The sequence below is a fragment of the Desulfallas sp. Bu1-1 genome, assembly GCF_015594625.1.
Taxonomy (GTDB): domain Bacteria; phylum Bacillota; class Desulfotomaculia; order Desulfotomaculales; family Desulfallaceae; genus JADNRQ01.
The window spans coordinates 55,707-82,579 of record NZ_JADNRQ010000012.1 but is presented as its reverse complement, the minus strand read 5'-3'; the positions used below and the strand labels follow the sequence as shown (position 1 = coordinate 82,579).

Here is a 26,873-nt window from a genome sequence, read left to right as displayed (position 1 = left end):
GCGAATTCCTTCTACTCCAACCACTAACCACTAACGACCCACCACCAAATCGCTCGACTTGCATGTGTTAAGCACGCCGCCAGCGTTCGTCCTGAGCCAGGATCAAACTCTCCATATATTTTTTAAGCTTATATAAAGAGTTTAATCTCTTTGCTCGCTTTTGGAATTACTCTCGCTCTTTAAGCTCTTGGCTTTTGACGAGGTTTTTTTCCATCTCTCACACTGTTTAGTTTTCAAGGATCGTTTTACCCGGTCCGCTGACCGGAATTTTATTTTATCATTTTTTGTTGCTTTGTGTCAACCGGCAATTTCTGGTGCCCGGCTTTCTACTAACCACTAACCACTAACCACTAACCACCATTATTGCCTTTTTTCGACGCCGCATCGCAGCGACGGTTATTAATATATCACTTTATAACTAGTTTTGCAATATGTATTTTGTACCATACCGGAAAAAAATATCACCACTTTGCGCAAAAGGTTTACCGGACAGCCTGTTCGTGAGATTAAAAAGCATTTTAAACCGGCTAATAATGAATCATTATATTTGGACATTACCAAGCAGAGAATGTGAGTATCCCATGCCAACGCCGGTAACCGATAACAAAAATAAATAAGCCAGGCCCATTTTAAATCTGAACTCCGGTTCGATTTGATAGTAGTTAATCATTTCCGGCTCATTTCTATGTTTGAATACTTTATAAGCCTGGATAACACCCAAAATCAATACGAAAAAGATAACCGGATTGGTATATTTCACAGCCATGTAAGTCAGGATCACGGCACCCGGAATCCATAGCCAGCAAGAGACGGCGCTGGCCACCCGTCCCCCGTCCAGGAAACCCAGGGGCATTAAATTGAACAGGTTTAAAAAGAATCCAAGATAACTCAAGGCCAACCAGAAGGGGTTGCCAGTTAAAGAGTAAATAGCCGCACACGCCAGAGCTCCGGCGGTTCCTGCCAGTGGTCCCCCGTACCCGATTAAAGCCTCCTCCTTCGCGTTTTTGGGAATTTCTTTCATGGCGATAAAAGCACCGACAAAGGGGATGAAAACCGGCCTGGAAACCGGCAGACCGATCATTTTGGCGGCATACATATGGCCGTTTTCATGAATAAAAATCAGGATGACAAAACCCAGGGCAAACCACCACCCCCAAATCATGGCATAAACGGCCACTGTAACCACCATGGATACGAGTGTCCCGCCAAATTTAGATAATTTTAATAAGGCAGCCAACGGTTTTAAAAATATAAGCGCCGGTTTTAAAAAGTTAAGTATTATGGCAATAATGCCTGTAGAAACAAGTCCTTTTTTAATCCCCGCCAGGCGCTGTTTTTCCCCGTTACCATTCATTTGTCCTGCACTGCGTTCTTCTCCCATTTTAATATCTCCCGTGTTTTACATAGCGTGTTAAGTTAATTATATCACCCGGGTTGCCGGGTATGTCCGTTGATTCGGGAAATTTTTTAAAACTCCGGCTCTACCGGCGCATCTACTTTAAAAATGGTTGGCGGCTCAAGCAAAAAAGCCCGGAGAAAGGAAATTTTCACCGGACTTTCATAAGAACCAGGGCAGATTAAGTTTTGGTTACCCGGCAAATCCTTCTATGGTACCGCCGCCTAACAGGTAATCGCCCTGGTAGAACACTACCGCCTGGCCCGGCGTAATGGCCCGCTGGGGACTGTCAAAGTCGACCCGCACCCGGCCGTCCGGCATTGGAGTTACCGTGGCGGAAGCAGGTTTGCTGTTATACCTGATCTTGGCCTGGACCCTTTCGGGACCTTCCAATTTTTCCACCAGGATGAAATTCAAGTTGCCGGCCACCAGGCTGTTCCGGTTCAGCGCCTCTTCGGGTCCAACGATTACTGCGTTGCGCTTGGGGTCAATATCCACCACGTATACCCGCTCCCCCAGGGCCAACCCCAGCCCCCGCCGCTGGCCGATGGTATAAAAGGCGATCCCCTCGTGCCGGCCGACCTCGTTGCCCTCAAGATCCAGGAACGGGCCCGGTTTTATTTCCTCATCCGCGTGTTCGCGCAGAAAATTACGGTAATTATTGTCGGTTACAAAACATATTTCCTGGCTTTCCGGCTTCTCGGCCACCCGCAAACCCCTTTCGGCGGCCATGCGGCGCACTTCGTCCTTGGTGTAGTACCCGAGGGGCATCAGCGTATGAGCTAGCTGGGCCTGGGTCATGGTATACAAAAAGTAGGTCTGATCCTTGCGGGAGTCGCGCGCCTTTTTTACCGTATACCGGTTGATGTTTTCTTCGTAGTTGATCCGGGCGTAATGCCCCGTGGCCACATAATCCGCACCCAGCGCCAGAGCCTTTTTCAGCAGCGCCTCAAACTTGACCTTGCGGTTGCAAACCACGCACGGGTTTGGCGTCCTGCCCCGCAGGTATTCCCGGCAGAAATCTTCCACCACCGCTTTCCGGAAAAGGTCGTAAAAATTCAAAACATAATAGGGTATTCCCAGTTTGTTGGCCACAGACCTGGCGTCTTCAACGGCGGAAAGAGAGCAGCAGCCCACAAAATCCCCGGCCACTTCCGTTTGCGCCGGGTCCCAGATTTGCATGGTGACGCCCATTACTTCATAACCCTGTTCAAGCAAAAGAGCGGCGGTGACAGAACTGTCCACGCCGCCGCTCATGGCCACAACTACAAGCTTTTTGTTCACCATATCACCCGTAATTACTTTTGTTTGCTCTGGTAGTCCTTAATGGCCGCGTGCAGGGCATCCGCAGCCAGGTTGGAACAATGCATTTTTTTGGGAGGGAGGCCGCCCAGGGCCTCGGCCACCGCTTTATTGCTCAACTGCAGGGCTTCTTCGATGGTCTTGCCCTTGGCCATTTCGGTAACCATGCTGCTGGTCGCTATGGCTGCGCCGCAACCAAAAGTTTTAAACTTGATATCTTCAATAATACCGTCTTTAATTTTTAAGTATATTTTCATAATGTCCCCGCAAGTGGGGTTGCCCACCTGTCCCACCCCGTCGGCGTCGGGAATTTCCCCCACGTTACGTGGATTTTCAAAATGATCCATAACCTTTTCGGTATACATACCCCGCATCCTCCCCGAAATATTTTTTGCATAAGGTAGAGCCGCTATTCACAATTATCCGGTTCTAATTAGTTTTGCTAACACGCTCCGGCGACTGACGACCGACCACCGGCGACCATTACCTATGGCACGAACTGCTGACCTTGCAGGCCGCACAGCTGCTTTCCGCCACAAATTCATTTTCCTGGTCCAGCGGCGACATGGCTCTGAGCCTTTCCACGATGGGGGGCATAACTTCCATGAAGTAATCGATATCTTCCTCGGTGTTATCCCGGCCCAGGGTAATGCGAATGGAACCATGCGCCAGTTCGTGGGGGATACCCATGGACAGCAGCACATGCGACGGTTCCAGCGACCCCGATGTACAGGCCGATCCGCTGGAAGCCGCGATGCCCTTCATATCCAGGCTCAGCAGCATCGATTCACCCTCGATGAACTCAAAGCAGAAACTGGCATGGTTGGGCAAACGCATGGTGGGATGACCGGTCAGCCTGGTATGCGGAATATTGTCCAAAACAGACTTGATCAGTTTATCCCGCAACCGGGTCAGGTAAGCCGATTCTTTTTCCAGGTTCTCCACGGCAAGCTCGCAGGCCCGGCCCAGCCCGATGATGCCGGGGACGTTCTCGGTACCGGCCCGGCGCAGCCTTTCCTGCGCTCCCCCGTGGAAAAGGGTTTGTCTCCAGCGAGTGCCTTTACGGATGTAAAGGGCGCCCACTCCCTTGGGCCCGTAAATTTTGTGGCCGCTGATGGTAAGCAAATCCACGCCCAGGTCGTCCACATTGACCGGAATTTTACCCATGCTCTGGACCGCGTCGGTATGGAAAATAATTCCTTTTTCCCGGGCCAGGGCAGCCAGCTCCTTGATGGGCTGAATGGTGCCCACCTCGTTATTGGCGTGCATGATGCTGATTAAGATGGTTTTATCGGTAATGGCGTTGGCAAGATCATCCACGCTCACCATGCCGTATTTATCCACCGGCAGGATGGTAATGGTAAACCCTTGCTTGCCGAGCGCTTTCACGGTATTTAAAACGGCATGATGCTCCACCGCGGAAGTGATGATATGGTTGCCGCGGTTTTTATTAACCATGGCCACCCCGTGAATAGCCATGTTATCGGACTCGGTGCCGCCACTGTTAAATACGATCTCATCGGGTTTGGCTCCAATGGAAGCGGCTACTTTTTCCCTGGCCTCTTCCACCGCCTTGCGCACCTGGCGCCCGAAATAATGCAGGCTGGTGGGATTGCCAAAGTTTTCGGTCAGGTATTTTTGCATCTCTTCGGCAACTTCCGGGCGAACCGGCGTTGTCGCACTGTGGTCGAAGTAGACTCTGCGCACAGTTCAAGATCCTCCTTCTGGGGCATTTTGCTTGTATTCTTGGGCCTTATGTTCCGATAAATTTTCGGCATCGCGCAGCATATCGGCCAGGCTGATGGAATCCATCACCTCGGCCAGTCTATCCCGCACCCGGGCCCAAACAGTCCGGGTAATACAGGAACCGGCCTGGTCGCATTCCGTCGGTTCAACCTCGCTGACACATTCAACCGGCGCGATGGGTCCCTCCATGGCTCTTATAATATCACCCACTGTTATGCTGCCCGGATCCCGGGCCAGGATATAACCGCCCTGGGCTCCGCGCACGCTTTTTACCAGGCCGGCTTTGCGTAAAATGGCGATTAATTGCTCCAGGTAGTTGTCCGATATGTTTTGCCGCTCAGCCACCGTTTTCAGCGGGATGGGTTCAGATCCATAATGCTGGGCCAGGTCAAACATGGCCTTTAACCCATAATGCCCTCGAGTGGACAGGCGCACCGTCCCACCCCCTTTTTAAATCAAACTGTTTAACTCGGAATTGTTTCAAAGATATCTTAGCATTCCGATCGGTTTTTGTCAATTAGTATACCCGAGTTTTTTGCTATGGTTTATTTTGATCCTTTTTCAAGATCTCCAACCTCTGCCAGAGCGCCTGCTCCCGTTCCTGTTCCGAAGGCCGGTAAAACACGCGGTCCTTGAGGTTGTCCGGCAAATATTGCTGTTTGACCCAGTGCCCGCTGAAATTATGCGGGTACAGGTAGCCCTTTCCATGCCCCAATGATTTTGCACCGCTGTAACTGTTATCCCGCAGGTGCAGGGGCACCGCCTCGGCCCTCTCACGGCGCACCGCCGCGAGGGCGGACTCTATCCCCAGGTAAGCGGCGTTGCTCTTGGGGGCCATGGCAATGTACAGCGCGGCCTCGGCCAGAATAATTCTGGCTTCCGGCATGCCAACCCGCTCCACCGCCTGGGCCGCCGCGGCGGCCACCACCAGCGCCTGCGGGTCGGCCAGCCCGACATCCTCCGCCGCGTGGATCATGATCCGGCGGGCAATGAAAGCCGGGTCGTCGCCAGCATGCAACAGGCGCGCCAACCAGTACAGCGTGGCCTGCGGGTCCGATCCCCGCATGCTTTTAATAAAGGCCGAGATCACATCATAATGCTCGTCCTCCCGGTCAAACTGAATCACCCTGTTCTGGCAAACTCCCTTGACCACCTCCGGGGTGATCCTGCGCCGCCCCTGTTCACCGGGCGGCGTGGTGTATGTGGCCATTTCAAGCACATTGAGCGCCGCCCGGGCGTCGCCGTTGGCAAAATCAACAATCATGTCCAGGGCGTCATCCTGCAAATCAACTGATAACCCGCCCAAACCGCGCTCATCGTCCGCCAGCGCCCGGCGCAGTATCCTTTTCAACGCCTGCCTGGAAAGGGGTTCCAGGCGGTAAAGCAGCGAGCGGGAAAGCAGGGGACGATTAACCGAAAACATGGGGTTTTCCGTTGTGGAACCGATCAGGATCACCGTGCCGTCCTCTACAAAAGGCAAAAGAGCGTCCTGCTGCGCTTTATTAAAACGGTGAATTTCATCGATAAACAGGATGGTACGTTTCCCGTACATTGCCAGGCGGTCCCGGGCCTGATCAATAACCCTGCGAATATCCGCCACCCCGGACATCACGGCGTTAATTTTTTCAAAGTGAGCACTGGTCATACCGGCGATAATTTGGGCCAGGGTGGTCTTGCCGGTGCCGGGCGGCCCGAAAAAAATCACCGATTGTAGAGCATCGTTTTTAATTAACTGCCTCAAGGGCCGGCCCGGTCCCACCAGGGCCACTTGCTCTTCAAATTCTTCCAGCGTGCGGGGCCGCATGCGCACGGCCAGCGGCGCCGCAAGGATCATTTTTTGACGGGCGGCCTGTTGAAACAAATCTTCCACGGTTCTCACCAGCCCATGTAATTATTAAAGGCCAGGAACATTTCGTTCCTGGCCGGTAATGGGTATTGTTTTTCAGGCAATGTGTTTGTTCAACAGCGCCTGCAGTTCTTTTTTGGTTCTGAAACCAACGACCCGCTCCACCTCTTTGCCGCCCTTAAACACAATCAGGGTCGGAATACTGACAACGCTGTACCCTGCCGGTATGGACTTATTTTCGTCAACGTTCACCTTGGCGATCTGAACCTTGCCTTTGTACTCTTCAGCCACTTCCTCAATCACCGGGGCGATCATTTTACACGGGCCGCACCATTCCGCCCAAAAGTCCACCAGTACCGGTGTAGTTGCATTATCGATAAACTCCTTAAAATTAGCTTCTCCCAGAATGCTGATATTGTCGCTGGCCACTTAGCTCTCTCCTTTCAAGTTTTTATATTCTAATCTTGCATTCTACCCGCCCGTTACCATGACCGGTACCGTAAAACATTTTTAGTTCCCCCAACTTCTAGCTATTTTTTACGGTGCCGGGGGATTTAAGCGCGTAGCTTTAGCAAAGTTAAAGGCGGCAACGACACTAAACAAACCATATTAAAAACGGTTTAAATGATAAGCTTAATAGCGCTGCATTTAACTTATGCACCCAAATCTTATTATATGTCTTGATCAACTTCAGGTATTCATCACATTTGTTCTCATTTTCAGCACATCACGTAAATTATAATATTCCTGGTAAGAAAATGTCAATTCACTTGGCGGAAAAACCATTCAGGCCGAGCAGTTTGGTTACAACAAACCCGGCCATAATCAACCCGGCCACCGGCGGCACAAACGAGATGCTGCCCGGGGGGATGCGCCCCCCGGGACCGTTTTTTACCGCGACGGGCTCAATGGGTGGAGCCGTGGAATAAACAACGGGAACATCTTCATTAATTCCGGCGGCCCTCAACTTTTTTCGCATCACCCGGGCCAGCGGGCATACCGATGTTCTCCAGATACTATCCACCTTGAATGAAGTGGGGTCCAACTTGTTTCCCGCCCCCATGGCGGAAATCACCGGCAATTTGCGTTTCACGCACGCCACAATCAAGAAAGTTTTATTTTCAACGTCGTCGATGGCGTCCACCACAAAGTCGATGCTTCGCCCGTCCAGCATTTCCGAAGCAAGCCCGGGGGTAAATTTTTGTTGCCTGGTTTCCACCGCCACCCCGGGATTTATGTCCCGCAGGCGAGCCTTCATCAACTCTGTTTTCGGCTCCCCCACCGTGCTGGTCATGGCATGCAATTGTCGATTGATATTGGATATATCAACCGTGTCGTGATCGACCAGGAACAGGGAACCCACCCCGGCTCGAGCCAGAGCTTCCGCCGCAAATGATCCCACACCCCCAAGACCGAAAACAGCCACATTGCAAGCCGATAGTTTTTCCAGGCCCTCCCGCCCAACCAACAGTTCCGTTCTGGCAAAAATATGGGACATTTTCCCGCACTCCCGCACTGCCTATAATAGAAAAGTTTCCAGTGGCAACTTTTAGGATGTGTCGCCTTACTGGAAACCACAATTCTGATTCGTGAAACCCCACTGGTGCCGTGTAATGTCCTTAAAGTTTTCTTGAACCTGTTCTCAAACAGGTGGGTGCCCTCCTGAATGCTTCTTGTTTCCTCCAAAGGCTGGAGGCCTACATTCCACACCCAGAGCCCGGGCTCCCTATCAATTGGTGTTGGCTCAAAACTTCAAGGCGACCACGAACACCGCAGGGTGTATTCCTTAATTTTAATTTATATTACCATATATTCGACTTTTATAGCAAGTGGGAAACAAGCGAGCGATTGGTTATTTATATTTTTTCTGTCAATATGCGTATTTATGCAAAAATCTATTTCTTTTCGGATGTCTTGACAATTGTTTTTATATGTAGTTCCCTGAGCTGGCGCTCATCCACGGGACCAGGCGCCATGGTCATTAAATCGGAGGCGCTTTGTGTTTTGGGGAAGGCGATGACATCGCGGATCGTCTTCTTCCCGGTCAACAACATGATCAACCGGTCAAAACCGAAAGCAATTCCCCCATGGGGCGGGGTACCGTACTCAAACGCCTCAAGCATAAAACCAAATTTCTCGGCGGCCTCTTCCCGGGTGAGTCCAATGGCGTCAAACATCATTTCCTGAACATCCCGGCGATGGATCCTGATGCTGCCGCCGCCGATCTCGATGCCGTTTAAGACCATATCGTAGGCCCGGGCCCGAACCTTGCCCGGGTCGCTCTTCAGCAAAGGTATGTCCTCTTCGCGGGGTGAGGTGAACGGGTGGTGCATAGCCACCCAGCGTTTTTCCTCCTCGTCGTAATCAAGCAGGGGAAAATCCGTAACCCATAAAAAGTTATACCGGTCCCGGGGGATCAAATCCAACCGCTCCGCCAGGTGCAGCCTCAGCGCACCCAGTGATGCGGCCACGACATTTGCATTATCCGCCACAAACAGCAGCAAATCTCCTTCTTCAGCCTTAAACCGCTCCATAATGGTTTGCAATTCCTTTTCGTTAAAGAACTTGGCAATGGGAGACTTCACCCCGTCTGCGGTAACGATAAAATAGGCCAGCCCGCGCGCCTTGTAGATGGACACAAATTTGGTCAGATCGTCAATATCCTTGCGGCTGAATGACCCGCAACCCCTGGCGTTGATTCCCTTGACCAGGCCGCCGCCTTCCACGGCCGAGGTAAATACTTTAAAGCCGCACCCGGCGGCCACGTCTGTAATATCCACCAGTTCCATGCCAAACCGGGTATCGGGCTTGTCCGATCCGAACCGGTCCATGGCCTCGCGGTAGGTCAGGCGCGGGAACGGGGTACTCACCTCAAGGCCCACCGTTTCCCGGCACAACCGGGCAATCATCTCTTCCATCAGGGATAGCACATCATCCACATCCACAAAGGACATTTCAAGGTCAATCTGGGTAAATTCCGGCTGCCGGTCGGCCCGCAGGTCTTCATCCCGGAAACACCTGACGATCTGGTAATACCTGTCCATACCCGCCACCATTAAAATCTGCTTGAATAATTGCGGGGACTGGGGCAGCGCGTAAAAACAGCCCGGGTTCAAGCGGCTGGGTACCAGGTAGTCCCTGGCCCCCTCGGGTGTGCTGCGGGTAAGCATGGGGGTCTCAATTTCCCAAAAACCGTGTTCATCCAGGAAATCGCGCACCGATTTCCCCGCCCGGTGTCTCAACATCATGGCGCGCTGCATTTCGGGACGGCGCAGGTCCAGATAGCGGTAACGCAAACGCAGGTTTTCGTCCACATCTATCCCGTCTTCTATATAAAACGGAGGCGTTTTGGCCCGGTTTAAAATGCGCATTTCATCCACCAGCACTTCAATCTCCCCGGTGGCGAGATTGGGATTGACCGTTCCCTCGGGCCTTGGCGACACCCTCCCGGTAACCGCCAGCACGTATTCGCTGCGTACTCCCTCGGCTTTTTCAAAGGATGCCCGGTTAATTTCCGGGCTGAACACGATTTGCACAATACCGGTGCGGTCGCGCAGGTCGATAAAAATCAAACCGCCGTGGTCGCGGCGTGTATCCACCCAACCCGTCAGGGTAACCGTCAGGCCGCTTTCTCTGGCGGATAACTCCCCGCAGTAGTGGGTGCGTTTGATCCCTTGCATAGATTCGATCACTGTCTATTTACCTCCCATTTTGGTCGTCGGTCGTCGGTGGTCGGTCGCCGGTAAAATTACCGCGCCAGCGCATGGGCGTTAACCGCTTTTACATTGTTCTAAAAGCCCGGATAGTTCCCGAACAACTTCTGAAACACCAATTTCACGCTGGCTGGCCGTTTTCATATCGCGCAAAACCACACAGCCCCGCTGCAGTTCTTCCCCGCCCAGGATGATGGTAAACCGCACCCCCAGCTTGCCCGCATACTTCATCTGCGCTTTAAGGCTGCGACCCGTGTAATCCATATCCGCAGCGATGCCCGCCGCCCTTAGTTTGCCCAGCAAGGCAAAACCCTCCCTGGCGGGGACATCCCCCGCGATAACCACGAATACTGTGGGGCCGGTCTCAATGACAATAGCTTTATTACGGTTTTCCAGGGCCAGAATAATCCTTTCTATTCCCAGGGCAAACCCAATGCCCGGGATGGGGGGACCGCCGCACGCCTCTATCAACCCGTTGTAACGACCGCCTCCGCCCACGGAACTCTGGGCTCCAATACCGGGTGCCATTATTTCAAACGCGGTATGGGTATAGTAATCCAGCCCGCGTACCAGCCGGGTATCCACCACGTGGGAGATGCCCAGGTCCTGCAGGTATTGACGCACCTCGTGAAAATGCTTTTCGCATTCCGGGCACAGGCAGTCCGCGATGGTAGGCGCCTCCCGGGCCAGCCCGGCACAGCGCTCCGATTTGCAGTCCAGGATCCGTAAAGGGTTGCGCTCGTACCTGTTGCGGCAGTTCACGCAAAGTTCACCCAGTTTGGGCCGAAAATATTCCTGCAGCTTTTGGCGCACCACCGGGCGGCAATTCGGACACCCTACGCTGTTGACGTGCAGCTCGAGATCGTTTAATCCCAACCTCCCGTAAAAGTCCATGGCCATGGCCATGACCTCGGCGTCCAGAGCGGGATGATGCGAACCGAACACTTCAACCCCGAACTGGTGGAACTGCCTGTACCGGCCGGCCTGAGGACGGTCATACCTGAACATCGGCCCGATATAATATAATTTCACCGGCTGGGGTCCTGTATGAAGCTTATTCTCCAGGTAGGCCCGCACGACGGGCGCCGTCCCTTCGGGGCGCAGAGTGATGCTGCGATCGCCCCGGTCACGAAAAGTGTACATTTCCTTTTCCACAATATCGGTGTCTTCACCCACCCCGCGCACGAACAGCTCGGTATGTTCAAACACCGGGGTGCGGATTTCCCTGTAACCATATTCCCGGCTGACCGCAGCAGCCACATTTTCTATGTATCGCCATTTTTCAACCTGCCCCGGGAGAATGTCGGCGGTCCCCCGCGGCCGTGTAGTCAGCATAACAGCTCCTCCTTTTGAACAAGAAAACTCCCGCATCCGGCAACCGGAAACGGGAGGACAAACTTCCAGCCCGCTTATACCTGAACCCAATTTTATGTAATATCTCGGTTTTTGTCAACCGGGACCCGGACCCGGCGAGCTATGTATAGCTTTTGACAATTCAGTGTTATAATGAAGTTAAGGTGGTGATAAACATGATAACCATGGAGCTGTTGAATAGAATCAATTACCTGGCCCGTAAAGAACGCTACGAAGGATTGACCGCCGGGGAGAAGGAGGAACAGCAAAAACTGCGCCGCCGGTACCTGGACGGCATTCGCATGCAAATTGAAGATGCCCTGGAAGGTGCCGGGTACAGAAAAAAACACGACACCCGCTGCGGGTGTCGCAACTGCAAACCGCATTAAAGAATGATTTCATTGTAAGGACTAATATTTTTCCAGTTCCAAAACCCAGCCCCGGAGCGTTTTACGATCCACTTTTCCGTCCGGGGTCCTGGGTATATTTGCTTTAACGGTAAATTCCCTGGGCGCCGCGTGCGCCGCCAGTCCGTTTTTCACAAAATTGCGCAATTCCTGGGCCAGTTCTTCCGACCATTGGTATCCCGGTTTCAGCACAATATACGCCTTGACTATTTCACCCCTGATTTTATCCGGTTTTCCCGCCACGCCGGCATCTTTAACGGCGGGGTGCTCCCTCAGCTTTTGCTCCACTTCCCAAGGCCCGACCCGTTCACCGGCGGTATTGATGACCCCGTCAATCCGGCCCTGGAAGTAAAAATAGCCGTCCCGGTCCATATAAGCCGCGTCGCCGGATATAAACCAGGGTTTTAACCTGAAATATTCCTCGTACTTATTCCGGTCCCTCCAGACGTCCCGGAACATGGCGGGCCACCCGGACCGGATGGCCAAATTGCCGATGCGGTACGGAGGCAATTCATTTCCTTCGTCATCCACTACGGCGGCCTGAATGCCTGGAACGGTCCGGCCGATGGATCCCATTTTGACAGCCAGGCATCTTAAATTGCAGATCATATTCATGCCCGTTTCGCTCATCCACCAGGTATCGTAAATGGGAATGCCGAATGTTTCCAAACTCCACTGCATCACGTCACCGGTCAGCGGTTCGCCAACGCTGAGGATGTGCCGCAAGCGGCCCAGGTTATACTTGCCGTATACTTCTTTCCCGGCGGCGATAATCATGCGAAAAGCCGTGGGCGCGCTGTACCAGACGCTTACCCCGTATTTGTCCAGGGTTTTGCACCATTCTTCAGCATCAAAACGCCCCCCTTTGATCACTACCGGCACCCCGTGCAGCCAGGGCGCCAAAAATCCATAAGCTATACCGGTAATCCACCCCGGATCGGCAGTGCACCAGTACACGTCGTTTTTTTTCAAGTCGTGCACCCAGGCGGCCGTGGCCCATAACCCCAGCCCGATATCGTGCACGTGCACCAGCCCCTTGGGACGCCCGTCCGCTCCAGCGGCGTAAAGGATAAACAGCGGGTCTTCCCTGGTGAGCCAGCAGAATTTCGCATCAGTGGACGCCCCGGCCACCTCGTTGTGCCAGTCTAAAGCCCCTTCCCCTCCCGCGCCACCGGTCAAAAATATGGTTTTTAAGTCTGGCAGTTCATGGCGGGGCACCCGGGAAAGCAATTCGGTATTCGTTACCAGTGCTGCGGCGCCGCTGTCACCCAACCGTTCCCGCACGGCGTCCTTCATAAATGCTTCGAAAAGCGGCACCACAATGATGCCTTTTTTCGCCGCTCCCAGAAAGCTGATATAAAATTCGGGACAGCGGGGAAGAAACAGGGCCAGGCGGTCACCCCGGCGCAAGCCGTGCTTCTCCAATACATTGGCAAATCTATTCACCTGTTCGTTTAGCTGATTAAATGTATAGCTTTCCTTCCTCCGGTTTCCTTCAAAATATAACGCCACCTGGTCGCCGAACCCGCCGGCAATGTTTTTGTCTATTACATCCTGAACAATATTCACTTTATTACTATTCCCGTAATATTCCCGGGCCAATGTCTCAAAGCTGAATGTATCACTGACTTCTTGATAATTTTTTAAATTATGGTCGCCTGCAAGGGCACCTGTAATGAATTTACCACTCACTTCACACCCCTCCCATGCATTATCATTTCTGCAAACAAAATAATTTTCCTGCAATTTATATTTTTCAAATTAGTTATTTATACCAAAGGATTTTGAAAACTTTCATAGTAATCCCCGGAAGGGGCAAAACGGCGGTTAATCAGGTTGAACGAACTCCCTGCTCCGCCGCAGCAATTTAAAGAAACGGGTTGTGTCTCTTTTCAGCTCCAATGGTTGAAGACGGACCGTGCCCGGGATAAATCCTTGTGGAATCCGGAAATACCAGCAGCTTTGTTTTAATGGAGTTGATCATTACGTTGTGGTTGCCCCCGGGAAAATCGGAGCGTCCCACCGAGCCCGCGAACAAGGTGTCTCCGGTGATCAGGTCTTGACCCACTTTCAGGCAAATGCCGCCCGGAGTATGGCCGGGAGTGTGAATAACTTCCAGGGTAATGTCGCCGACCTGGATTTTATCTCCGTCTTCGAGCAACCGGTCGGCCTCTTTGAATTTCAGCATTGAACCCATGAACAGCGACAGGTTTTGCGCCGGGCTGGTCAGCATACCGGCGTCATCCTTGTGAATCAGCACTTCGGCTCCCGTCGCCTGTTGCACTTCTTTCAACGCGCCGATATGATCGATGTGCCCGTGGGTAATAATTATATACTTGCATGTCAACCCCAAGCTTTCCAGCCGCCTTAAGATGCGCCCGCCTTCGGCGCCGGGGTCGACCACCGCCGCGGTCCTGGTTTTTTCGCAGCCGATGATATAGCAATTCGAGTCCATTGGGCCCACGCCAAAACCTTCAAAAATCAAGATAGCTCCCTCCCAGGATTCAACTTTTTTCCACTCTGAAAAATAAGTTCAATTAATTTACGACCCGCCTCTCTATAAGAACGGGTTTATTTTTTTCTCCGTTCCGATGCTCGAAGCCGGGCCGTGCCCGGGGTATACTCTTGTATCATCAGGAAAAACGAGCAGCCTGGTTTTGATGGAGTTGATTAATTCGGCGTGGCTGCCCCCGGGAAGGTCCGACCGCCCCACCGAGCCGTAAAAAAGAGTGTCCCCCGTAAACAAAACATCCCCAACCCGCAGACAGATGCCGCCCGGGGTATGGCCGGGCGTATGGATTACCCCCAGAGTAATGCGGCCCACCTGGATCTTGTCACCATCCTCAAGCAGGCGGTCGGCGGCTTTGGGTTTCAATGAACCCGTGGGCAGCAGCGAGTAGCGGGCCGGGTTGATTAACCTCTCGGCATCCGCCCGGTGAATCAGCACTTCGGCGCCGGTGGCTTCGTGCACATCGCTGACAGCGCCGATGTGGTCAACGTGGCCATGGGTTAGAATTATGTACCGGCAATTTAATTTAAGCTTTTCCAGTTGTTCGACAATCCGCTCACCTTCGTCTCCGGGATCGATCACCGCCCCGGCCCCTGTTTCCTCGCAACCGATAATGTAACAGTTGGTGGCCAGCAGCCCGACTTCAAAGCCCTTTAAAATCATATTTTCCCCTCCGGTCAAAATATCTTAAGATAGCCTATCATTGAAAAATATTTTTAAAACTGCTTTTTACTGTCCAGCAGCATGGTAACCGGCCCGTCATTCATGATTTCCACCAGCATGTGCGTCTGGAAATAACCTGTAACGACCCTTAAGCCCCTGGACCTGATTTCGTGCACAAAGTCCTCGTAAAGCTTTTCGGCCCGTTCCGGGGGCGCCGCATCACTGAACCCGGGACGCCGGCCTTTCCGGCAGTCCCCGTAAAGGGTAAACTGGGAAACCACCAGCAACTCCCCGCCCGTATCGGCCACCGACAGGTTCATTTTGCCTTCCGCGTCCTCAAATATCCGCAAATTGACCGTTTTATCCGCCAGGTAGCGGACATCCGCGTCATCATCGTCCCTGCCCACGCCCAGCAGCACCACCAGTCCCGGTCCGATGGTGCGCCTTTCCTGGCCGGGCGCGCTGACGGCGCCACAGGAAACCCTTTGCACTACCGCCCTCAAGCTTTATCCCTCGCTTTACTGATCATAGATTTACCGGTACGGTGCACACTGTACACATCCTTGACCCGGCTGAACTTGCTGATAATGTAATCCAGCTGTTCCAGGTTTTTTACTTCCAGGATCATTTCCACCACCCCGGTATTGTCCTTGCGGCCCCGGGCGTTGACCCAGTTGGCGCTTATCTTCATTTCCATCAGCACGGCCATGATGTCGCTGAGCAGCCCGGCCCGGTCCGCGCCGATGATTTCCAGGCGCACCTGGAAGGGAGAATGAAAATCTTTATCCCAGGCCACTTCCACCAACCGGTCCGGGTCGTTGAGCAGCGAATCCACGTTATGACAGTCTTCCCGGTGAATGGAAACGCCCCTCCCGCGGGTGACATACCCCACTATCTCGTCCCCGGGCACGGGGTTGCAGCAATGGGCCAGCCTGATCAAAAGATTGTCAACGCCCCGCACCCTAATGCCCTGGGTGGGTTTGCCCCAGGAAGGGAGCACGCGGGGGTCCCGCTGCAACAAAGCCCTGATTTTCTCTCCGGCACTTTCTTTTTTATCATCCCGGGACATTTCTTCGCGGAGTTTATTCACCAGGCTGGCAGCGGAAAAAGTCCCGTCACCCACCGCGGCGTAAACGTCATCCAGGTCGGCCAGGTTCATTTTGCTGCCGTATTCGACCAGCTTCTCGCTTTTGATCAACTCGGGGTCAAGACCCTGTTTTTTAATTTCCCGCTCCAGCAAATCCCTGCCTCTGGCTATATTTTCTTCCCGCTGTTCTTTTTTAAACCACTGCCTGATTTTGGTCTTGGCCTGGGAGGTTTTGACAATCTTCAACCAGTCGCGACTCGGCCCGTGGCTTTGCTTGGAAGTTAAAACTTCCACCCGGTCGCCGTTTTTGAGGGTATAATCCAGGGGTACGATTTTATTGTTCACCTTGACGCCGATACAATTATGGCCCACCTGGGTATGCACCCGGTAGGCGAAATCCAGAGGCGTGGAACCGGCGGGCAATTCCATAACGTCTCCCTTGGGTGTAAATACAAACACCACGTCGGTAAACAGGTCGATTTTCAGGCTTTCCATGAATTCCCTGGCATCCTTGAGGTCCTTGCCCCAATCCAGAATCTGCCTGAGCCAGCTCAGTTTGCGGTCGAAATCACCCTCCTTGCCCCCGCCTTCCTTGTAGCGCCAGTGCGCGGCAATGCCGTACTCCGCCGTCCGGTGCATCTCCCAGGTTCTAATCTGGATTTCCAGGGGATCTCCCAGCGGGCTCACCACGGTGGTGTGCAATGACTGGTACATGTTGGATTTGGGCATCGCAATGTAATCTTTGAACCGGCCCGGAATGGGCACCCACATGGTATGCACCGTACCCAAAACGGCATAGCAGTCCCGCACGGAATCAACCAGCACCCTCACTGCCATTACGTCGTAAACCTGGTTGAATTCCAGCTGCTGCTTCTCCATTTTTTGATAGATGCTGTACAGGTTCTTGGGCCGCCCCTGAATTTCCGCGTTGATATTTACTTCATTCAACTTTTTACGCAATATATCGATAATATGACTGATATATTCCTCCCGTTTATTCCGGGTCCGGGCAACCAGATCGGCCAGTTCGTAGTATTTTGCCGGGTTGCTGAAGCGAAAGGCCAGATCCTCCAGTTCCCACTTGAGCCTGTAGATACCCAGCCGGTGCGCCAGGGGGGCGAATATCTCCAGCGTTTCCAGCGCTATTTCACGCTGCTTGTGCTCCTGGTGGTGGTGCAGCGTGCGCATGTTATGCAGCCGGTCGGCCAGTTTTATGAGCACCACCCGGATATCCCGGGCCATGGCCAGAAACATTTTGCGCAGGTTTTCCACCTGGCGTTCTTCCTTGGACCGGTATTCCAGGCGGCTGAGCTTGGTTACGCCGTCCACCAGCTGGGCCACTTCCCGGCCGAAATTGTTTTCCAACTCCTCCAGGGTCACCCCGGTGTCTTCCACCGTATCGTGCAGCATCCCGGCCACCAGCGTGTCCATATCCATTTCCAGGTCGGCCAGGATATACACTATGGCCAGGGGGTGATTGATGTACGGCTCGCCGGAGAAACGCTTCTGACCGGCATGAGCCCTGTCGGCAAAAGCGTAAGCGCGCCTGAGCACCTCCAGGTCGGCGCCGGGATGATAATGGATTACTCTTTGAATGATATCTTCCAAACGCATCGGCTCACGCCCCGTTCACTTTCGCGCTCTGTTAATCCAGTTCAGACCTTCTGATTTGATTTTATGGACCCGAAGATAAGTTGGTGACTCGGAAAGTTCCTTTTTGGAACCCCGTACGGGCATTATTAATTTATATATTAGCATATCTTGTTGCCAGCGATATTGCAATAATCCCAGGTCGGTAAAAACCGCCGCCGCCACGGCAAGGGACAACCACGAGGAAACATGGAAACCCTGCCGGCACATCCGGTCCACCACCTCGGTTTTAACGCACCGGCCTTGTCCGTTGCCAGCCCGGGAGCGCAGAAAGGCATAAAAATAAGCCAGCATATCCCGTTCCGGGGCCAGTTCCATCAGGTGTTTCCGGTTGTCGTCCCAATCCTTTGCCGCATAAAGGGCCTCAATTCCGGGAACCCGGGAAGCATGCAGATCCAAAAAAAGACCGCTCACGCGCCGCCAGTCCTCCTCAAAAACAGGCGGCCTTGCCAGCATAACCCGGTCAAACGCAATGTTCCGGGCATGCAGGTATGGGAGACAGCCGTAAGTGGACACCAACAAACCGTTCGTAACCCGTTCAACTCCCCGCAGCTCTTTTTGGATCAGCTCCGGGGGCATAAAACCGTGGATATAGGTCACCTTGCCCGCAAAGTGAGGGTTATAATCACTGATAAACCGGAACAGTTGTAATGTGTGGCGGGCACTGTTCACCAGCAGCAACATGTTTCCCTGCGCCGGGGTCAGCCGGGTCAGTTGATTTATCGTGTTACCGGCGGAATGGGCCGGGCACTCCGGCAGAAACCCGTGCTTACTGGAATACCCGTTGGCCGGATGTACCGCCTGCATCTCGGGTGGAACGTCAAGCTCCCGTTCCATCAATACTTCCCGTAGCAGGCCGATGATGGTCTCGGGCACAAAAATAAGGTCGCCGGCCAATCGCAATTGTTCGTCCCACGAACACGCGTCATCAAAATACCCGGCGTCTTCCGCTTCCGCCTTGAGGTCTTTAACTTTTATCTGCAGGATTTCCCTGCCCTGCCAGCTGTTGATGGACGGGGTAAATGCAACGCTGACCTCCCTGCCGGCGGCCAACTCCCCGGCATACTGGCCGAGATTAAAGCCAATTCCATCGATGCTGATTCTGCGATCCCCCAGCAGCATCTTTAAATGGGCGTTCTTTTTACCGACCCCCCGGCAATTAATCAATTTTGCCCGCCGCAGGCCGAACAACGGGCCCGGATTCCCGTGCCCGTAAGGCGCCAGTTGCTCCAGTTCGTTTATCAGATCGTATGTAACATCCTGCAGGGAGACCAGCGCATCCAGTTCCAGCACGGGGAGTTGTTCTTCTTCGGGAAAGAACCTGGCCGCGTACTCATTGATTTTGTTCCTGAACCGTTCTATTTGTTCTACAGGAATGGAAAAGCCCGCCGCCATGGCATGGCCGCCATACCCGTCAAGGCAGCCGGAACAATATTCGAGAGCCTTGTACAGATTAAATCCATTTATGCTTCTAGCGGAGCCCTTGCCCTGTTCACCCTCGCAGGCAATCAACAGCACCGGCTTGTAAAAGCGATCCACCATCCGGGATGCCACAATGCCGATGACCCCCGGGTGCCAGTGGGGAGACGCCAGTACCAGCACTTTTTGAGCCGCCAGGGCGGGATCGCCTTCCAGCATGCCCAGCGCCTCCGCCAGAACTATAGTTTCCAGCTGCTGCCGTTCCTGGTTTTCCCTGTTCAACACCGCGGCAATTTCAGCAGCCTGCGCGTCATCTTCGCTCAGCAGCAGTTCAACCGCCGGCGCAGCGTCGCCGAGACGTCCCGCTGCATTCAGGCGGGGCGCCAGAATATAACCCACTTCCCGGGCGCCCAGGGAATCCTGCTTTATCCCGGCCGCGCGGCAGAGGGCCCGCAAACCCGGCCTGGTCGATTGAGCCAGCCGCGTTAACCCGTGCCGGACCAGAATGCGGTTTTCGCCCTTCAAGGAAACGATATCCGCGATGGTGCCCAGGCAAACCAGGTCAAGGTAGTCTTCGTGGTTATAAGGTCTGCCCGCCCTTTCCAGCAGGGCCTGTCCAAATTTAAAAGCCACCCCCACCCCGGCCAGGTCCTTGAACGGGTATCCGCAGTCCTCCCGCTTGGGATTGATCACCGCGGCGGCACCGGGAAGCCGCGGGGGCGGCTCATGGTGGTCGGTAATGATTATTTCCGGTCCGCCGCCGCGCTTCGCCTCCTCCACCTCGGCGACGGCGCTGATGCCGCAATCAACGGTGATAACAAGCCCGATCCCGGATTCCCGGGCCCCATGCAAAACCGGGGCATGCAGGCCATAACCCTCATGAACCCGGTGCGGTATATAATAATCCACCATTCCCCCCAACCGGCGCAACAGATTAACCAGCAGGGCGGTCCCGGTCACCCCGTCCACATCGTAATCCCCGTAAACCAAAATCTTTTGTCCCCGGTCCAGCGCGTTTAGAGTAATCTCCACCGCCCCGGACATATCCCGCATCAACTCCGGCGGGTGCAGCCTTTGCAGTGAAGCGTCCAGGAATTCCCGGGCCTCCTCCACCGTATAAATACCCCTGTTGACTAAAAGCTGCGCCATCAGGGGGGAAATGCCAAGTTTTCGTGACAGGATAAACTGCAAAACGGGTTCTGATGCCTTAATCAACCACTTCTTGCGCTTATGCATTATTCCTCCGTCATTCAAATAATCAGTTACCAATGATTATAATCGAGGGCTGGTTTAATGGCAATGAATCCCTTGGAATATCATCAGATCCTTGCTACCAGGCGATCCTGCTTTATTAATTTAAACACCCCATTATCCAAAAAAAATACGGGGCCGGTGGCCCCTCGCAAGTGACGTCCCCAGTAGTAACGCATGCGATTACTTGATAAACAGGCCCATGTCAAACCCGTCTTCAAGCTTGTAACGGTTAAAAATGTACCGGCGGTATTGCACATATTGGTTATAGTCGCAGTGAATCCCCTCTTCGTCCAGCAACTTTATAAACTCGTTCAAATCGGGAGGACAGCCTTTGATTTTAATGGCGTAATTGATATTGGGGTTATCCTTGTTCTGTAAACAGGCACACTTGCCGAACAAAACCGTCTTGGCAAAACCGGGGGATGCATCCTGTCTTTTTCCCGTTAAAACCTCAACTCCGGGAAAAGGCTCGCCCTTATAGGCGGACATCAGTAAAACAAGCATGGGGTTATACAACTTGGAGCAGGCGGTGCACAGGGAATTGTCATATTTTCTAACGGCCAACCCTTCAATGCCCCGCTTTTTAAAGCCCAGCGGCCCGGTGTTGTCTTCCGTCCACTCCCAATCGTGCTCCAAAAAAGCAACGTGCTTTTCCACCGGTTCGCCCCGCACTTCGATATCCGAAAGCTCCAGGCTGCGCCCGTTGCGTTCGGCATAAAACCTGAGATGTTCCACCCCGGCGGCACTGTAACCCATTAACGCGGCGCCCACTACATCGCAGGCAAACATATCCCGGGAAGCCACCAGAATATCCTTTCTAAAGGCCTTGCCGGTCGCCCCGGGCCCCTTGGCCAGGGCGAAAATCCCGTCGATGACGGTCAGGGCCACGGGCAGTTTTTCCGCAACGCGCGGGAACATGTGGTCAAGTTCCTCGTCCTTGCCGTGGCACTGTATTTTTGATTTGCGGTTCAGGCAGCCCTTTAAATTTTTTATCCCCAGGGAAACCTTGCACTGGTTATGGGTTTTCAACACCGGCACGTTGATGATTTTGTCGGCCTCCAGGGCCTTGCGGGCGATGGATAGATTAAAGCCACCCACATCCACCGCTTCAAACTTATCCTCGTTAAAGTCTATCACTTCAACGCCGAATTGTTCAGTGAGCTTTTCGTAGCCCAAGTGTTGAAAAATTTTTTTGGCCATGGACCCGCTGACGCCCAGGGAGGCCTCGCCAATCGCCAGGTTGGTATAACCATGCTCGTGCAATATCTGAACCAGGGCGAACATCACCGCGCTGGTCGTCACCACACCGTAAGGTGGAAAAGGAAGATCAAAATCCCAGGCCACCATGTTGGGTTTGATTAAAATGCGGTCGCTTTGTTTAAACTCTTTAAGGCCGTCGCACAATTCCAGCGCTTGTTTCAACGAATTGTAAGTGCCGGCGTGTTGAACAATCGAAACAACCGGTTTGGCCAAATTCAGCACCCCTTCTTAATTACTTTTTAACCAGGCAACTGGTTGTACCTTTAATTACCATTTCATCCCGCTGGTTTTTGCAGTAAACCTCGCATACCACTTTGGTCGCCGAGCCCGTCCGCACGCATTCAATCACCCGGCCTCCCGCAGTAATGACATCGCCCGGCCTGACGGGAAGCAAAAAGGTGACCTCCAGTTCTCCGCCTTCCAGCCAGTCGTCGCCCAGCCAGTTGGTCATCATTTCGGAAATATAGGCCACCGACAACAGGCCGTGGGCGATGGTTCCCTTAAACATCGTCTTTCGGGCAAATTCTTCGTCTAGATGCAGGGGGTTGAAGTCCCCGGAAGCCCGCGCGTATTTATTAATTTTCTCCTGGGTAATTCTTTTCGACACCGGGTTGATTTGCTGTCCCACATTCATTTGCAACCCTCCTTATGCCGGCCAGATCAGTGTTGCGGTGCTTTCGACTTTCAGTTCATTTAACCGGTTGACGGTTAAACTTTGAATAACAACATATTTTTTGTTTCTCTTTTCGTATTTGTCTATAACCTTGGCCCGGGTGATCAACTCCTCGCCGGGTCGGGTGGGAGAAAAAAATTTATAGCGTTGCTTGGCGTGAATAATACCTGAGGGCATAGCAGCGCCCGTTTTGTGCGCATTGGTGGTCAATATGGCGGCAGTGGTGGGGTGGTTGACCGGCCCTCCGAATTTCGAATTCGCGGCAAAGTTTTCGTCCACAAAAAGCGGGTTGTAGTCTTCCACGGCTTCGGCGTAATTCAAAATATCCTCCCGGGTCAGTTTGGTTACCAGCGGAGGAAATTCCATCCCCACCCGGATATCGTCAAAATAAAGCTTTTGGTTATCTTCCATAAACATCATCCCCTCTTGATAAAATATCGCCTGTGCAAAAGCCATGCCAAAGCTGCACCGCAAAAACCGCGATGAAATAATCAGGGCAAAGCTTTAAAATTGAAACATTCACGTTTTAGATTTAAAAAAAGCGCAGCAGTTATAAATAACACTGCGTAGTTAATTTTTCCATACCTGCCCGGAAGATTTGAGTTTTCTCCACAAAGTTGTTCTGCTAATCCCCAGCTTCCTGGCCAATTCCTTTTTATTACATGCATACATCATGGCTAGTTGGTTTAAAATCTGATTTTCCATTTCTTCAAATGGCCCCACCCGGATAGTTATTTTCTCTCCCTTGTTCAATTCATTTTCAGTCAATAAACTTTCAATTAACCAGAATAAAGTGGTAAAGCCCCGCTCATCTTCCTCACCAATGGCCTTGTAGCGCTCAACAAAATTCTCCAGCTCGCGCACATTGCCCGGCCAGTTGTACCTTTCCAGTTTTTTTAGCAGTGCTTGGGGGTAATTTGTTCGATTGAAGTTCCCCTTGTTCATGAAATAATTGAATAGCAAAGGTATATCCCCTTGCCTTTTACGAAGGGGTGGTATCTTAAGGGGCAAGACATTTAGCCGGTAAAACAGGTCTTCCCGAAATTCACCTTTTTGCACAGCGGCTTTTAAGTCCCTATTAGTTGCCGTGATTACCCTGACATTAACCGGGATGACCTTGTCACCGCCAATGCGCATTACTTCTTTTTGCTGTATAACTCTCAATAAGCGGGCCTGCAGCGGTGCACTCAATTCACCCACTTCATCCAAAAAAATCGTCCCATTATGGGCCAGCTCAAACAAGCCCATTTTACCCCCGCGCCTGGCCCCGGTAAAAGCACCCTCTTCATATCCGAACAACTCACTTTCCAGCAGGTTTTCCGGCAAAGCAGCGCAGTTTACCGCCACAAAGGGCCCGCAGTAATGCTTGCTTTCGTTGTGGATGCTCTGGGCAAACAATTCTTTGCCCGTGCCGCTTTCACCCATCAACAAGATGGTGGAATCGGTTTGGGCATACTTGCGAGCCTGGTTAATGGCATTAACTATCTGTTCGCTTTCGCCAACGATATCTCGAAAGTGATACCTGGCAATTAGGCCCTTGTCATGTAATTTTTGCCGGATTTTCTCCTCCATTTGCCTGATTTGTGTCGCAACCTGGAATGTAACAACCAGACACCTGGCGCCTTCTCCCATTTGAAAAGGCATGCGATTTACCACCAGTTCCTTTTTCCTGATCTTAACTATCTCCCCATTCGTCTTTTGCCCGTCTTGCAAGATACTGAGAAATATGTTTCGTTCCGCCAGTTCGTCAATTGTTCTGTTTAAAACATTACCGGCACTAACCCCCAGGATGCGTTCAGCGACAGTGTTAAAATAGAAGATATTGTTCCGTTCGTCTATGGCCATAACGCCGTCGTGGATATTTTGTAATATGGTCTCAAGTTTCCTGGTGAAACGCTCATTTTCCCTTTTAAGTTCCACCATAGTTATGGCCTTTTTAATAGCTTCCCTGATAGATTCATAGTTGCTGTGGACATAAACGGCATTTATTCCTCTGGCCTGTAATTTTTTTATGATACAAGACCCGGTAGCGACAATTGTTTCCATACCCTGTTCGCAAGCTTTATCTATCTGTGTGCCCAAATCTTCATTATCCCGATAAAGGTATACGTAAAACTGCTTGCCCAGAATTTTTTTTAGAATCTTAAAATCATACTTTGGCGGTCTTTGTTCATAAGAAATCAAGGCGACCGGCCCGTTGGACATGGCATGAGCTTTGTATAATGCCTGCAATAAATCAAAGTTGGTAATGTCCACCGTAGATACCGGGACGTTCACAGACCTTTTAACCAAAATGGCCGTGGGTCCCCTGGCAACTATGGCATCAACCTTATTATCTTTCTCCCATTTTTGCGCTACTTCCACACCCTCGCTTAAAATTGCCTGTTCCACGTTAATTTCCACATTTAATTCCTCGCATATGTCCCTGGCCAACCGACCGAATTCAGGATATGGCGATATTACCCCCAATCTGATTGACTTTTTCATAACGTCACTCCCGTGAAAAAATAGCCGGTTTTTTCAGGTCAACCCTAAAATTTTTCTCGCGTCATCAGGCGTGGCAACCTCGCGCCCCACTTCGCGGGCAAAGCGAACCATCTTTTCCACGAATTCAGCGTTGCTTTTGGCCAAAACGCCTTTGGCCAGGTAGATGTTATCTTCCATCCCCACCCGCACATGACCGCCCATCGCCATACTCATCAACGCCATAGGCAATTGGCCTTTGCCTATTCCGACCACCGACCAGATGGAACCCGGGGGAATGCTGTCGACTAAAAAGATCAAATTACGCGGTGTTGCCGCTAATCCCCCGCGAACCCCCAGCACAAACTGAAAATGCAGAGGTGGATCGATCAATCCCTTTTCCACCAACCGCAAGGCGTTATAAATCATTCCCCCGTCAAAAACCTCAATTTCAGGTTTTACATGATACTGTTTCATTTTCGCGGCCAATTTTTCCAGAAACTGCGGTGAGTTAATAAACACCCGGGGGCCGAAGTTCATGGAACCGGCATCAAAAGAAGCCAGCTCGGGGCGCAGTTCGAGAGGGCCCAGCCGCTGTTCCTCCGTTATCTCTCCCGACCCGGACGTCGTAAGATTCAAGATAATGTTACATCTCTGTTTAATTAGGGAAACAGTTTCTTTAAACAATTCCAAATCCATGGATCTCTCGCCGTCGGCGTTTCGGACATGAATATGGGCTATAGCAGCCCCTGCCTGCCAGCACCGGTAAACTTCATCCGCAATTTCAACGGGAGTAATCGGAAGATAAGGAGTGTCCTGCCGGGACGTGATGGACCCGGTTGTAGCCACACTGATGATCAATTTTTCCATTTGTATCACCTCTTAGAACAAGGGCTAAGCAAATTGCCGTGATCATCAAATCTGTTAAGGTGCGGCTCGTTGATAATTTTTAGCGCCGAACCCTGATCTTTGAGCTTTTTTGCCACCTGTTCCGTGACCCAGAATTCCGATAGGCACAATGTATTGCGAATCCAGGCAGCCTCGATCAATTCGGTTTTTTTACCGCCAAGGGTCAATAAAACAGCGTCCAGAACCTCCTTATCGCTGTCAAAATAAATGGGAATCCGTGCCGACGATGGTCTCATGGCGGTAAGGGCATTGGTATACGTAGCCAGGCGGTTTATTTTATTGACCAGGCGCGATGTGGTAAAATCCGCCCGCCCAAGGCCGATGGCGTTACCGGCACTGGCGTCGGTAATATCACGCACAAAAATCCTGGTAATTCTGGGTTTCTCGTTAATACTTCCTTCCTTTCTTCCCAATACATTGGGGTCCATCCCCGCGCCGCTGATGTCTTTGCCCATTTCATCCACTATAAGCAGGTCAAGGTAATCGATTGGTATCCTCGGTAACATATCCGCGGCTTGCTGTAACAGCACGGGTTCCCGTTCTTCGATCTCATCTGCCCGCAGTGCCGTTATCTGGGCGGTTTCATCATAACCGTTTTCCAATATGCCCAGCCCACCCAGCAAGCCCGCCTTTTCTTTGATAACCGCGGCGGCCTCCAACAATAGCCTGCTGTCCGTACCGTGCTCAATGGTAGACTGGTGCAGCGCCAGCGCCCCGCGATGTTTACCCAGTCCAATAACAAGCATTTTGATAATTCCACTTTCCACGGGGCCGGAAAATAACATGTGAGGCTTGATTTTATTGATGATTAAAATTTGGTCCGCCATTAGGGCGGCTTTGGACCAGAAAACCGGTAATCCTCTGGTAGTTGTTCCTACTTGCTCAACTTCAATGGAGGCTTCAATGGGACACCCCATCGCCGCTTCCGTAATGCCGTAGCCGGCCAGCACCTTGATTTGTCCATCTGCGGTGGCCCCGCCGTGGCTTCCCATGGCCGGTATAATAAAGGGCCTGGTTCCACATTCTTTCAGCCACCGGACCGTTTCCCGCACGATGACAGCCAGGTTGGCGATACCCCGGCTGCCAACAGCAACACCAACGGAGCCGCCCGTTTTTATATCCCCTGCAAACCTGGCCAGCTGAGCACGGGTCTCAGCTGCCACATCCGCCACTTTGTTCGCAGGGAGTACCTGCTTTACTTTAAACCATTTAAACAACGCGCA

23 protein-coding genes, 1 rRNA gene and 1 other RNA gene are annotated in these 26,873 nt (G+C 52.3%); 1 reads left to right on the top strand and 24 read right to left on the bottom strand.

From position 1 onward, the window contains the following. From IT084_RS11985 to hisS, 12 genes are all read right to left on the bottom strand, one after another. Positions 1-118, bottom strand: a 16S ribosomal RNA gene (locus IT084_RS11985); the annotation flags it as partial. A 423-nt stretch (positions 119-541) separates the two neighbouring features. Then, positions 542-1,381 (bottom strand): site-2 protease family protein, encoded by an 840-nt coding sequence (locus IT084_RS11980; protein ID WP_195713133.1) that lies wholly within the window; start codon positions 1,379-1,381, stop codon positions 542-544. A gap of 207 nt (positions 1,382-1,588) precedes the next feature. Next, positions 1,589-2,683, bottom strand: coding sequence for a tRNA 2-thiouridine(34) synthase MnmA (mnmA, locus tag IT084_RS11975; protein WP_195713132.1), 1,095 nt, complete (start codon positions 2,681-2,683; stop codon positions 1,589-1,591). 11 nt (positions 2,684-2,694) lie between these two features. Beyond that, positions 2,695-3,063, bottom strand: a complete 369-nt coding sequence (gene nifU, locus IT084_RS11970; RefSeq protein ID WP_195713131.1) for a Fe-S cluster assembly scaffold protein NifU — start codon at positions 3,061-3,063, stop codon at positions 2,695-2,697. 118 nt (positions 3,064-3,181) lie between these two features. Then, on the bottom strand, positions 3,182-4,405 hold the full coding sequence (gene nifS / locus IT084_RS11965) for a cysteine desulfurase NifS (RefSeq protein ID WP_195713130.1): 1,224 nt from the start codon (positions 4,403-4,405) through the stop codon (positions 3,182-3,184). A gap of 3 nt (positions 4,406-4,408) precedes the next feature. Beyond that, on the bottom strand, positions 4,409-4,879 hold the full coding sequence (locus IT084_RS11960) for an Rrf2 family transcriptional regulator (RefSeq protein ID WP_195713129.1): 471 nt from the start codon (positions 4,877-4,879) through the stop codon (positions 4,409-4,411). Between the two features lie 103 nt (positions 4,880-4,982). Beyond that, entirely contained in the window at positions 4,983-6,314 is a 1,332-nt protein-coding gene (locus tag IT084_RS11955) for a replication-associated recombination protein A (RefSeq protein WP_313885469.1), read from the bottom strand. A 72-nt stretch (positions 6,315-6,386) separates the two neighbouring features. Next, complete coding sequence (gene trxA / locus IT084_RS11950) at positions 6,387-6,719, bottom strand: thioredoxin (RefSeq protein WP_195713128.1); 333 nt, start codon at positions 6,717-6,719, stop codon at positions 6,387-6,389. A 337-nt stretch (positions 6,720-7,056) separates the two neighbouring features. Beyond that, a complete protein-coding gene (locus tag IT084_RS11945) occupies positions 7,057-7,788 on the bottom strand; it encodes a ThiF family adenylyltransferase (RefSeq protein ID WP_195713127.1) in 732 nt (243 codons plus the stop codon). Positions 7,789-7,880: 92 nt separating this feature from the next. Next, positions 7,881-8,072, bottom strand: a non-coding RNA gene (gene ssrS / locus IT084_RS11940) — 6S RNA. A gap of 113 nt (positions 8,073-8,185) precedes the next feature. Further along, positions 8,186-9,982 carry an aspartate--tRNA ligase gene (gene aspS, locus IT084_RS11935; RefSeq protein ID WP_195713126.1) on the bottom strand — a complete coding sequence of 599 codons (1,797 nt, stop codon included), beginning with the start codon at positions 9,980-9,982 and terminating at the stop codon, positions 8,186-8,188. Between the two features lie 78 nt (positions 9,983-10,060). Next, positions 10,061-11,338: a histidine--tRNA ligase gene (hisS, locus tag IT084_RS11930; protein WP_195713123.1), complete on the bottom strand. Its 1,278-nt coding sequence runs from the start codon at positions 11,336-11,338 to the stop codon at positions 10,061-10,063. A gap of 194 nt (positions 11,339-11,532) precedes the next feature. Between hisS and IT084_RS11925 the strand changes: the two genes are divergently transcribed. After that, a complete protein-coding gene (locus tag IT084_RS11925; protein WP_195713120.1) occupies positions 11,533-11,745 on the top strand; it encodes a DUF896 domain-containing protein in 213 nt (70 codons plus the stop codon). A 21-nt stretch (positions 11,746-11,766) separates the two neighbouring features. On the opposite strand, the gene IT084_RS11920 is transcribed toward IT084_RS11925, so the two are convergent. The 12 genes from IT084_RS11920 to IT084_RS11865 all read right to left on the bottom strand — a co-directional run bounded on the left by IT084_RS11920 (position 11,767) and on the right by IT084_RS11865 (position 26,867). Then, positions 11,767-13,455, bottom strand: a complete 1,689-nt coding sequence (locus IT084_RS11920) for an AMP-binding protein (RefSeq protein WP_195713117.1) — start codon at positions 13,453-13,455, stop codon at positions 11,767-11,769. Positions 13,456-13,630: 175 nt separating this feature from the next. Further along, complete coding sequence (locus tag IT084_RS11915; protein ID WP_243276933.1) at positions 13,631-14,248, bottom strand: MBL fold metallo-hydrolase; 618 nt, start codon at positions 14,246-14,248, stop codon at positions 13,631-13,633. 72 nt (positions 14,249-14,320) lie between these two features. Beyond that, positions 14,321-14,935 (bottom strand): MBL fold metallo-hydrolase, encoded by a 615-nt coding sequence (locus tag IT084_RS11910; RefSeq protein ID WP_195713113.1) that lies wholly within the window; start codon positions 14,933-14,935, stop codon positions 14,321-14,323. A gap of 53 nt (positions 14,936-14,988) precedes the next feature. Then, positions 14,989-15,438, bottom strand: coding sequence for a D-aminoacyl-tRNA deacylase (gene dtd / locus IT084_RS11905; RefSeq protein WP_195713111.1), 450 nt, complete (start codon positions 15,436-15,438; stop codon positions 14,989-14,991). Then, positions 15,435-17,636 carry a bifunctional (p)ppGpp synthetase/guanosine-3',5'-bis(diphosphate) 3'-pyrophosphohydrolase gene (locus IT084_RS11900; protein WP_195713109.1) on the bottom strand — a complete coding sequence of 734 codons (2,202 nt, stop codon included), beginning with the start codon at positions 17,634-17,636 and terminating at the stop codon, positions 15,435-15,437. The genes dtd and IT084_RS11900 overlap by 4 nt, the downstream gene beginning before the upstream one ends. Before the next feature lie 15 nt (positions 17,637-17,651). Continuing rightward, positions 17,652-20,327: a single-stranded-DNA-specific exonuclease RecJ gene (recJ, locus tag IT084_RS11895; RefSeq protein WP_195713107.1), complete on the bottom strand. Its 2,676-nt coding sequence runs from the start codon at positions 20,325-20,327 to the stop codon at positions 17,652-17,654. A 198-nt stretch (positions 20,328-20,525) separates the two neighbouring features. Then, positions 20,526-21,818: a DUF362 domain-containing protein gene (locus IT084_RS11890; RefSeq protein WP_195713105.1), complete on the bottom strand. Its 1,293-nt coding sequence runs from the start codon at positions 21,816-21,818 to the stop codon at positions 20,526-20,528. A 19-nt stretch (positions 21,819-21,837) separates the two neighbouring features. Then, entirely contained in the window at positions 21,838-22,239 is a 402-nt protein-coding gene (locus tag IT084_RS11885; protein ID WP_195713103.1) for a MaoC family dehydratase, read from the bottom strand. A 12-nt stretch (positions 22,240-22,251) separates the two neighbouring features. Continuing rightward, on the bottom strand, positions 22,252-22,689 hold the full coding sequence (locus IT084_RS11880) for a MaoC family dehydratase (RefSeq protein WP_195713101.1): 438 nt from the start codon (positions 22,687-22,689) through the stop codon (positions 22,252-22,254). Positions 22,690-22,848: 159 nt separating this feature from the next. Then, positions 22,849-24,765: a sigma-54-dependent Fis family transcriptional regulator gene (locus tag IT084_RS11875; protein WP_195713099.1), complete on the bottom strand. Its 1,917-nt coding sequence runs from the start codon at positions 24,763-24,765 to the stop codon at positions 22,849-22,851. A gap of 33 nt (positions 24,766-24,798) precedes the next feature. Beyond that, positions 24,799-25,611: a 3-keto-5-aminohexanoate cleavage protein gene (locus tag IT084_RS11870; protein ID WP_195713097.1), complete on the bottom strand. Its 813-nt coding sequence runs from the start codon at positions 25,609-25,611 to the stop codon at positions 24,799-24,801. A 5-nt stretch (positions 25,612-25,616) separates the two neighbouring features. After that, positions 25,617-26,867, bottom strand: a complete 1,251-nt coding sequence (locus IT084_RS11865; RefSeq protein ID WP_195713096.1) for a lactate racemase domain-containing protein — start codon at positions 26,865-26,867, stop codon at positions 25,617-25,619. Between the last annotated feature and the right edge of the window lie 6 nt (positions 26,868-26,873).